This is a genomic window from Nostoc sp. (genome assembly GCF_036917455.1).
In the GTDB taxonomy this organism is placed as follows: Bacteria; Cyanobacteriota; Cyanobacteriia; order Cyanobacteriales; family Nostocaceae; genus Nostoc.
On sequence record NZ_JBALDK010000153.1, the window covers coordinates 17,819 to 28,781 of the forward strand.

The following is a 10,963-nucleotide window of genomic DNA, read 5'->3' on the forward strand; positions in this document are numbered from 1 at the left end:
TGACATGCAAGCTAAATTTAATCCACTGCAAGTTATTATCAACCCACCTGGAATTCAATTTGGGATGCCAGGAGATACTATCGAACTTTATATAGTTGTGATTAATCAAGGAGATCAAAGTGCGGTTATTGACTTATATTTCGTTTTTGACGAAGTATTTCAAAATTTAACCGGTTGGTCTAGTTCGCCAAGAGAAAGTTTAGCATTAGCTCCACAACAGAATAGTGACGAAGTAAAATTTGAGTTTCAAATCGCCGCAAATGCTCTCCCCGGAACCTATGACTATACATTAGTCGTTGATTCCCCTCAACATTATCCCCAAGATACACCCATAACCTTCCCCAACCAAATCAAGGTTATGCTCAAAGAACAGACTTCAATTCGGGTCAACGACCCGACATTTTCCCTTAGACCAAACACCAACCCTAATAAGCCGCTAATTTTCAATACTAGTGAATTTCTGCAAGTGGAGGTAATAGTTGATAATCGCTCTTATCTCGTAGACAGGTTTCGCTTGAGTTGCCCAGATTTAGATGAAGACTGGTTCACAATCAATTATCCGACAACTGGATTTGAGGGTACAGGGTTGGTATCTGATGTGACTGCACTAGAACTCAATCCTGGTACTCAAGGTCAAATCTTGTTGAAATTTCACCCACCTGGGGATACCCTCGCGGGAAGCTATTCTCCGACAATCCGTTTGTATTCAGAAAACTCTCCCGACTTAGTATTACTAGATTTGGTATATATCCAGATTCCAACAAATTATCGCCTAGATATAGAACTTAATACCATTTTGGGACAAGTTAGCCGGAGTCTTGGCAAGTACGAATTATCACTAACAAACCAGGGTAATATTGTCCGAGAACTGATATTAGACTTAAAAAGTCGAGACGAAGAAGAACTATATACTTACAAATTCGATCCGACTGAAGTCAGATTATTACCTAATAGAAGTGCGGTGTCCAATTTAACGGTCAAACCTAGACCTTGGTGGCGACGACCTTGGTTTGGTGCAGGGTTAGTAGTGAACTTTCAACTCGATATCAAAGACCAAGAAAATTTACCCCTACCTAATACATTACCCCAAGGAAGTTTGGTATGGAAACCTCGTCCTTGGTGGCAATTTCTTCTGTTAATTTTGGCAATTTTGGGATTATTGGGAGGGATAGGATTTATCATCTGGCGAGTTTTAAACCCCGACCCTTTAAGATTAGAAAATTTCAGTGCTAATAATCCTCGAATTACTGAACAAGAGGATGAGGTAGCTTTGAAGTGGGATATTCACAATTATCAACAATTGCAAATGTTGATTCTGATGGTTAAAGGTTCCCAAGCAATTCAGCCTATTACCTATGATTTTAGGAATGGCATTCCTGAAACATTGGGTAAAGGAAGTACTAATGAAATACCTCCTTGTCAGGTACAAGAAAAACAAGAGCTAATTTGTAGCAATGTTAAAACAGGAGTTAAAACCAAAGGAAATTACACTTTTGAATTACAAGCTTTTTATCGTAATGGCATAGAAATCCTTTCTCCAAAGACTCAAGTCGTCAGCCAAACAACCCAAGTAGAAATAGCCGAAAAACAAATTCCTGAAGTGCTTAGTTTCCAAACAGATAAACTACAGTATATAAAAGGTCAAAATATTCTTTTAGGTTGGACAATTGCCCGTCCATTATTGTTGGCAAAAGTTCAACTTGCTGGTAGTGCAGATGATGGTACATCGTATAGTGAACCAATTACTTATAAATTTAATCAAGGCAATCTTGCAGACCCTAAGCTTAAAAAGCTGTGTACACAACCAAATCAACAGCTACGATGTACAAATATTCCTCTAACAGCATACAAAGCTGGTAAGTTTGGCTTTGAAATCAAAGCTTTTCCTAATAATGGAAGTGATAAAGTTAGTGCTAAAAAGACTGAATCTAAAATAGAAATATTGCCTAAACCATTTAAGATTGTTTCTTTCACAATCAACGGTAGTGAACAACAAAATCTAGAATTGAAAGAAGGAACAACTGCTACTCTGAGTTGGAGAGTAGAGGGAGAGAATATTCAGGTTAAACTTCAGCCATACGGGGATGACGTTCCACTAGCTGGCTCAAAGCAACTTCCAGTCAATCTAGCCTTCCCATCTCAAATTTCGCTGCAAGTTAATGATATATCTAATAAGCAACAACCCCAGCAAAGAGGATTTGCAATCACAGTTATCAAAAAAGTAGTACCTACTCCTACACCTAGGATTAACCCAATTCCACTTCCTCTGCCACCCAACAATAGCCCATTTAAGAGTCCCTTACCTCTAAGGCAAGGTTTTTAACAAGCGATCGCCATTGGTAAGTTAATTGTTAAGATATCTATCCAGCACAATCTTACTTACCAAATTTCATAAACTATACCTTTTGAGAGATGCCAAAAGCAAAAATGTATGCAGCTTGAAGAGTGCCTCCAAATTTATCTTCTATGCAATGCCTCAACGCTAAAAGTAAAGACTTTTTGCTGTGTGGCTCTAATTTGATGTATGGCGAGTAAGTATTTAAAAGTGTTAAATATTCATCCACAGTGTAGGTCAATTCCTGGTTTTATGAAAACTCCGACGTTTGCGCCCATTTTCCAGCAGGGGTTTTTGCAACGGAACGACCTCAGCTTCATTACTCTCGCGTGCTACTCGAATCAGCAACCCAGCAGCTATTAAGCTAGCAATCATGGAATTACCACCATAACTAAACATGGGCAAAGGTAAGCCAGTAGTCGGAAGAGAACCTGTAGCCACACCAATATGGAGCAATGATTGTCCTACCATCAAAATCGTCACGCCGATCGCTACCAATTGATGCACTGGGTTTTTAGCCTTCAGCGCCACAATTAATCCAAGAGTGGCAAATGTCGCTAAAAGTGCCAGCAACACCATACTGCCAACAAAGCCAAACTCCTCGGCGAACACCGCAAAAATAAAATCGGTATCCTGAATGGGTAAATAAAACAGCTTTTGTTGAGAAAGCCCATATCCAGAACCCCAAGTTCTACCAGAACCCACGGCGAGTAGACTTTGCACCAACTGGTAGCCATCTCCTGTAGCATCCGCCCAAGGATTAAGGAATGACATCACCCGCTTACGTTGATACTCTTTAATACTAATACTGAGTATTGCCAACATTACTCCACCAATTGCGGTTCCTCCCAGGTACTTGTAAGGTAAGCCAGCTCCTAAAGCAATTAGCCAAATAGTCATACCGCAAAGTGCTGTTGTACTTAAGTTAGGCTGGGCAAGAATTCCTAAAAGTACCAGACCGAAAATACCCAGCCAAGCCAAGCGTATTCGCCAACTGATTCGTTCCCATTGACCAAAAAGCCGCGCACTTTGTAGTACTAAAAAGGGTTTAATTAATTCTGAGGGTTGAATCGGAACCGGCCCGATCGAAATCCAACGCGCTGCATCAAAAGCCTTTTTTCCCAATCCTGGGATCAGTGTGACAAAAATTAACGCCAAAAACAGCAACAAAAACCAATGGGATACTCCCAAAATTTTCTGCAATGGCAAATTAACAATAATATTGAATCCGATCAAGGAAACTAAAACCCAAAGTAGTTGACGCTTAAAATAGTACAATCCATCATTCTGACGGGCATCAGCGACAGGATAGGATGCTGAAAATAGCATGATCAAGCCGACGAACAGCCAAATCAACGTTAACCAGCGCAACAACCGCGCTTCTAGTGCCCAGTTGGAGACTGAACTATCAAAAATTGGAATCAGGCGGCGTAGATTCACGATCAGTACAGGTAAAAAGTTAAGAATTAGGAGTTAGAAATAAAACTCATAAATCATAACTTATAACTTATAAGTAGGCTTGACAACCATAAATCTTAGAGTTGTCAACTTTAATACACGGCTCGATTAATATTTCTGACAAATTGCGTTGACTATCCCTCTCCTATGGGGAAGCAAGCTATGGGTAGCATCTCGTAGAAAAAACATCACCCTAGAGATAATCAATCTCACTATTTGATACAATATATAGCAATCCTATACCCTTATTTACAGGCTTAGTGGTAAAAATAGATCAAACAGTCGTTCCTTAACTGCTTCTGTTATTCCTGAACCATTATCAGCAATTCGGATAACACACTTCGTTTCGATGACTTCTGTAGTAATTGTAATTTTATTAGGACTGGCATGAATTTCTGCGATCGCGCGTTTATCGTTATAGCTGTCGAGTGCATCGATGGCATTACTAATAATATTCATGAATACTAGGACTTACGCATTGACAGAAAAGCCAAAATAACAGGTATAGTTTTCAAGGCTTATAGCTGGATTTTTCAATGATATTTTAGCGATCGCACCCAATCAAGGGTGATTGAGCAAAGCCTGAAACAATGTATTTACCTTGATGCACAAGATAATTATTTTGTACAGTGCGTAAGTCCTATAGTATTAATTCTAAACAAAAAAGAGGTCTTTTTCGACCTCTTACCAATTCCCTAAAATAATATTCTATTTACAGATTACGACAAGCCAGTATTAGCGCCTTGCTTACCAGTTGCCAGTTCTACTTTGATAATTTTGCCGCCTGCTTTTTGAATGCGTTGCTGTTCGCGGAACCAGTTCTCATAAGGAACTAGTTTAGTAAAGTAAGTATTTTGCAGTTCGCGCTGGGTACGAATTCTGGTTTGGCTGGGAACTAGAGCAGTAATTTTAAACAAACGGGACATATTTTGGAAATCTCCTGTAAACTTTGTGAAAACTTTTTTTATCTCAAAATCTTGAGTGCAAATCTTTTAATGATTCCAAGGCTGGAAATCAAACATCAATACTAGACCACCAACACTCATCACTGATAATTTACCAAGATAAGCAATATAACGTTCTAGCACTCACGGCTGATTTCCAGACCTTAATAAAGCCGCACCTAAATTCTTAAGCGCAAACTAGCTCTTAGCTTAAGCCAGAAGAGATATAGTCTAAGTAAACGCCCATTTCCTTACCAGCGTCAGAACCAACCAAGCTAGCGGTTACTTCCTTGATGGATTGGATAGCTTGCACGGTAGCACCAACGGGAACTCCTAAAGAGTTGTAGGTTTCCTTCAAGCCATTTAATACACGCTCATCCAAAATGGAAGGATCGCCAGCTAACATAGCGTAGGTGGCATAACGGAGGTAATAGTCCAAATCGCGGATGCAAGCAGCATAGCGACGGGTTGTGTACATGTTGCCGCCGGGACGGGTGATGTCAGAGTATAGCAAAGATTTTGCTACAGCTTCTTTAACGATCGCAGCAGCGTTAGCGCTGATGGTGCTAGCAGCACGCACCCGCAGTTCGCCAGTAGCGAAGTAGCCTTTTAGCTTCTCTAAAGCAGAAGAGTCGAGGTATTTACCTTGAACGTCTGCGGAGTTAATGACAGCGGTAATTGCGTCTTGAGCCATGTTGTTAATTCCTTATTTCCAACCGTATTGCAATACTTCTGTTTCAGTAGGTAAACAGCTTTACCCTATCCTAGAAGAGCGCCAACTAGGTAGTCGAAGTAGCTACCAGCTTCACTAGCATCATCACCAGACAGCAATGTACCAGCTACATTCTTCAGCCCACGGATACCTTCAGCAACACCATCGATAGGAGTTCCCAAGGACTTGTATAGTTCACGGGCACCGATAACACCAATTTCTTCGATCGGTGTAACATCACCAGCAACGATACCGTAGGTAACGAGGCGGAGGTAGTAATCTAGGTCACGCAGACAAGTAGCAGTCAATTCTTGACCGTAAGCGTTACCACCAGGAGACACAACATCAGGACGCTTTTGGAACAGTTGATCGCCAGCTTGCTTAACAAGACGTTCGCGATTTTCTGACAAAATTTGAGCAATCCGCACGCGGCGCTCACCACTTGCAACGAAGGATTTGATCCGATCTAACTCACCAGGGCTGAGGTAGCGGGCTTCTGCATCAGCATTCACGATAGCTTTCGTGACAATACTCATTAATGGATTCCTCCAATACGAATGAAACCAGGATTTGATTAAACTGGTGCGACTTTAAATTTGGTTTACGGAGTTTGTTCCCTCGTTCTTTTAGACACAGCAGTTTGATAACTGCTACGGCTAAGAAATTACGAGTTTGCTTGAGTCCACACAAGTACACAAGCGTTCAAACTCAGTTACCTTCCGCAAAACATTTTCCGGCATTCTGTTGAGCATTTATGACTGCTCTTAACACTTTGTAATATTGCCTTTCAGAATTCCCTGTTTTAGCTGTAATCTGAGAGCGATATTACGAAAGGTTACGAAGGTTACAGGGTAAAGATCGCAGAAAATAATCTGTACCCTGTAACCTATTACCTACTCAGCCGCTTGTACACTGCCGAGGTAGTTACCTACTGGCAGAGATGGGAAGCGGTTGTAAGGGACAACATCTTCACCGAAGTAGCGGCTATATTCTGGGCTTTCGACTATTGCTTCTACAGCAGCCGACAAACCACTATCAGCTAGCAACTGGTTACACTGGCGAATTTCTTCCTGAGTTGCGGGTGTACGCCCCAACAGGTGACGGAAGAGGAACTCAATGACCTTGGCATGGGGATAAGGTGACAAGAAGCGCTGACGATAGATTTCGGAACTTGCTAGTTCACATACAAACTTCCGCACAGAAATTTTCCCATTCTGGAGTTTGCTATCTAGATCGGTACAGCGGAAATCATCAGGCACTTCACCGCTAAATACATCCAATACTTGACAGTAAATGGCGTTGATTACCTGTTGTGTTTCGGCTTGGTTCGCGCTTTCTGCCAGACGGTAAATACGTGCATGTTTACGCACACCCAGTTCTACAGGTTGTCCGCTGACATCATTGTAGGAACGACCCAGTTCCGCAAAGGAGGGGCTGCTCTCGTTTATACGGTTTGTTTGGGCTGCTATATCTGCGATCGCTTGCGCTAAAAATGGCGTATCGCTAGAACCTGGGCGACTTCTCACTGGTTTAAAGCTAGGTACAACTACGTCATCATTTTGTTTGGTAAGCTGGTTGTAAAGCTTCTCGGTATTCGGGAAGTTTGCCGCAGGTAGGGTCGGGAAGCGACGGTAAGGAACCGTATCTTCACCGAATACTTGGTTGTATTCCACACTATCTACCAAAGCACCAATAAAGGCACGAATCCCTTGAGTAGCCAGAATCTGGTTATACTTGCGGATTTCTGCTTGGTCTAATGGCGCACGTCCTAAGAAGTGTTTGGTTCCCAACTCAATCACTTTGGTGTTGGGGTAAGGTGTGTAAAATTCTTTCAGGTAGAGGTTAGAGTAACCCAAACCTTCAATAAATTCTTTCACACTGATTTCGCCGTTCCCCAGCTTACTTTCCCACGCCGTAAACTCATTTTTGGCAATGTAGGGTGCAATATCCCGCTCAAAAATCTGACGATAGGCAGCGCTAATCAAGGTTTTTACTGCAACTTTGTCACTGGTATTGGATACCAGTTTGAAGATTTTGGTTTGTTCGCGTTGCTTGCTAACACCTTGGTTAATACGGAACTGAATATCTGGTTCAGATCGGTTTTCTGTGACTGTACCCAGTGTCACAAAGCTCGGTGTTACTTCCTTCTGGACTTTCGCGGCAACATCATCACGAATGCTACCAACACGCAATTGTCGCCCAGATACACCACCAGGAGTCAGATACCGTTCGTAAGGAATTGTATCTTCACCAAAGGCTTCGCTGTATTCTACGCTGTTAATGATGGCATCAACCACCGCGTAAAAGCCTTGTTTGGAAGCAATATCAAAGTACTTGTTGATTTCTTGACGACCATAAGTCGGACGACCCAACAAGCGGCGGTGAATATACTCGATCGCTTTACAAACATAGAGCGATGACCAGTACAAATTGCGGAATACATCCGACTTAGCCAAAGCACGGATAAATTCCCGTATAGAGATGTCGCCGTTTTCCAGCTTAATTTCTAATACCTTCGGGCGCTGACCTTCGTAAAGATCGCGACCGAAAACTTGCAGGTAAGCAGCTTTAATTACAGCTTGCGTAGAGCTTTCGGAGAATCTGACGCTAGAATTTTTGGCAGCCCTTTTACCTCTGGTACCAGGCAGTTGGTCTAGTTTGAAGACCTTGGGACCAAGAGTACCAGGAGCCTCACCCCGCGCGTTGGGATTACTATTTTGGTTATTAATCCCTGCCCCTTGGTGAATTAGGATGCGCTTGGTATCCTTGCTAAAAGGAGCCGGACTGGTGCTGGGGTTACGTGTTTCTTTCGGGAAAATCGCTCCGAATTGAATTTCCAAGGGGTCATTACCAGAACCGTAAGGATGTTGGTCTGGTAGTGGTTGTTCGTAAGCCGCAAATGTAGTGATGAACTGAGGTATTTTGCGGAAAGGTGCACTGTAATTAAACAGGTCTTGCTGCGGCCCCCAGTTGCGACATTCTTGTGCTTCTTGACCAAGACCTCGAAGGTAGGGTACTGTTTCTTCACCAAAATAGTCGCCGTATTCAGCAGAATCTACTAAGGCATCGACTAAGGCTGCCAGACCACCGTTAGAAATAATCGAGAAGTATTTTTGTACTTCTTCGCGGCTACTTGGCCCCCGTCCTAGAATATGACGGAAAGCTAATTCGATGACTCGGCTGTTAATAAAAGGCTGGTAAAACTGTTTTTGGTAAAGGGGAGATTTAGCTAGACGACGGACAAACTCCTTTACGGAGATGTCGCCATTTTTTACCTTGGATTCTAGATCGGATATGGACAAGCTATAAGCACGGGTTATGTCGCGCTCAAAAATCTGCCGATATGTCGCTTTGATTACCTCATTTTTTTCGCTACTTGACAACCCAGTTTTCATCACAAACTTGGGACGACGTTCTGCCGAATTAAAGTAAATTTGCGGCAGTTGCAACCCTTGCTGGTCGCTAGAGGGGCGTTGGCGAACTTTATTTGAAGGTGTGGCTGCTTTGAATTCTGTTAACAAAACATCCATGTACTGAGACACAATTTCTGTAGCCTCAGCATCGTTGCGGAAAAAAGAAAGTGAACCAGCTTTGATTTCTTGCAAAGCTACCAGCGTTGCTTCACCAGAGCAGGCATTTTCAATTATTTCCCGCAAACCCCGTGTATTCACCGCTATGATGTTGGGGTCGCCAGCAACGATCGCATAAGTAGCGTAGCGCAAGAACCAGGATAAATCCCGCAAGCTCTTGGCCATGTTGCTTGGGCCATATCGAGCAATGTTAATTGGTCTGAAACCTGGAGGTGTCGGGCCACTGGGGGATGAGTTAAATATTGAGCGTAAATTTTCTAGGAACCCACCACGACTTTCAACGTAGGTTACAGTTCCCAGTTGCATCCCTTGCTGAACATTAGCACCAGCACTAACAGGTACTATTTCTATTGCTCTGGGCTTTTCTAAAAAAGCCATTGGCGAACCACCGACAAAAATCCGGTTGGCAGCGCGAGATACAATAATCTCGGCATTATCCGTCAGCGTCTGAGAAATTTCTAAACGCTTTGCACCAGATGCAAAATAGCTTGCCAGTTCATTTAGTTCACCACTTCCTAAAAAGCGGTCTTGCTGCTCGGCTTGGATAATTGTCGCTACAGCTAGGGTTTGATATAGTTGCGGACGCGCAACTGAGCTTCCACCACTTGCCTTAACACTCATCGGATTTGTAAAACTCCCATCATAATCATTTATGTGTTAAGTCTGGATCGCTTTGAGGCTTGACACATCGGTGTCTTTGTGCTTTATAAGCTTGAGAGTACTGCCTGCAAAACTGCCAGTAAATTAACCCGGTTAGCTTTTAGATTAGAACGTTTTGCGTTCTCAAGGCTGGTTTATTAAGAAGTGTGTAGAACCTGTAGCTTAGATGCATCTACTCCTAAGAGTACATACCCTTGTTTGGCTGAGATCAAATCTAAGTTTTGTAACTCAGAAATAAGCTAGGCATGGTCTACTGATGCCGAAAACCTCTATTTTTATGTTTGTATCAGTATCCATTTTACGATTATTGCAACTGTTACAAAATCTTAGTTGAAACCAAATTTCCTTCAGTAGCGATCGGTGGACAGTAGTCGTTAGCCGATGTTAAGTTGTTTTTGCTACTGATAACTGAATATTAAGAAATAACGCCACCCTGGAAATAATTATCAAATTATGGTGGTTGCAGCTTTAGCTATCAGCATTCTTTAACGGGGAAATACTATGCACAAAAGTTCTAAATTTAACTATTTATTCAATGTTACCCTGTCTGCGATCGCAGTTATTTTAGCTGTTACTCCTGCAAATGCGCTTCCAGAGCAAAACATTAGCACCGTTGTTAAGTGGGCAAAAACGCGATCGCAACTACCAACTTTGAGATACAACAGCGAAGCCCACGGCTATGATGGTACAAAAGGAAATTTATACTTTTATGCTGATGTCACTTCTCAAAATGGGACAGTAACCAAAGAAGCAATAACCGTTAGTGGTGACTCAAGCATCAAATTCACCACAAAAAACGCTAAAGGAGTCAAATTACTAGAAAATCTTTACAATTTAAACATTGCTAATGACTTCCAGCAGTCTCGGTATGTTACAAAAATTGGTCGTGACCAATTTTATCGGGGCAAAAAGTTTGCCTACATCACTGCGGCAGTGCAAAATGGAAGTAATTTTCAGATCATTCCTTTAAGAAATTTACAAGACGCAATCAATAAAACTAAATACTGCCAAACCCATGAATGTGATATCTGATTAGCCTCAGAGCTTTGAATTGATAATTGCCAGTTCAGAAATTTCCCCCATTTGTTAAAGTCAGAATTGCCGCAATCTCGCTCACTATGCCAGATTTAAAATATTAATACCCACTGCTGGCTTAAGTGGTTGTTTGTGGCAGGACTGTTCGATTTTTTTATTTTATGAACAAAGAATAAAGGCATCGGTTATTAGAACAAAGCTATGAATTCTGTGGGACTAGTTAACCAGC

7 protein-coding genes and 1 pseudogene are annotated in these 10,963 nt (G+C 42.0%); 2 read left to right on the forward strand and 6 right to left on the reverse strand.

Annotated features, from left to right (window positions below):
• Positions 1 to 4: 4 nt before the first annotated feature.
• Entirely contained in the window at positions 5 to 2,323 is a 2,319-nt protein-coding gene (locus V7K42_RS16750; protein WP_334917963.1) for a COG1470 family protein, read from the forward strand.
• 249 nt (positions 2,324 to 2,572) lie between these two features.
• Here the strand turns inward: V7K42_RS16750 and V7K42_RS16755 are convergent, their stop codons facing one another.
• From V7K42_RS16755 to V7K42_RS16780, 6 genes and pseudogenes are all read right to left on the reverse strand, one after another.
• Entirely contained in the window at positions 2,573 to 3,775 is a 1,203-nt protein-coding gene (locus V7K42_RS16755) for an FtsW/RodA/SpoVE family cell cycle protein (RefSeq protein WP_334917965.1), read from the reverse strand.
• Positions 3,776 to 4,042: 267 nt separating this feature from the next.
• Complete coding sequence (locus V7K42_RS16760) at positions 4,043 to 4,252, reverse strand: ATP-binding protein (protein WP_334917967.1); 210 nt, start codon at positions 4,250 to 4,252, stop codon at positions 4,043 to 4,045.
• Between the two features lie 260 nt (positions 4,253 to 4,512).
• On the reverse strand, positions 4,513 to 4,719 hold the full coding sequence (locus V7K42_RS16765; protein WP_012411143.1) for a phycobilisome linker polypeptide: 207 nt from the start codon (positions 4,717 to 4,719) through the stop codon (positions 4,513 to 4,515).
• Between the two features lie 223 nt (positions 4,720 to 4,942).
• Positions 4,943 to 5,431 carry an allophycocyanin subunit beta gene (apcB, locus tag V7K42_RS16770; protein WP_322640891.1) on the reverse strand — a complete coding sequence of 163 codons (489 nt, stop codon included), beginning with the start codon at positions 5,429 to 5,431 and terminating at the stop codon, positions 4,943 to 4,945.
• 65 nt (positions 5,432 to 5,496) lie between these two features.
• Positions 5,497 to 5,985 carry an allophycocyanin subunit alpha gene (apcA, locus tag V7K42_RS16775; RefSeq protein ID WP_094341663.1) on the reverse strand — a complete coding sequence of 163 codons (489 nt, stop codon included), beginning with the start codon at positions 5,983 to 5,985 and terminating at the stop codon, positions 5,497 to 5,499.
• Positions 5,986 to 6,348: 363 nt separating this feature from the next.
• Positions 6,349 to 9,660 (reverse strand): annotated as a pseudogene (locus tag V7K42_RS16780) (phycobilisome rod-core linker polypeptide); the annotation flags it as partial.
• A gap of 540 nt (positions 9,661 to 10,200) precedes the next feature.
• Here V7K42_RS16780 and V7K42_RS16785 point away from each other — a divergent pair.
• A complete protein-coding gene (locus tag V7K42_RS16785; protein ID WP_334917970.1) occupies positions 10,201 to 10,731 on the forward strand; it encodes a hypothetical protein in 531 nt (176 codons plus the stop codon).
• Positions 10,732 to 10,963 lie beyond the last annotated feature (232 nt).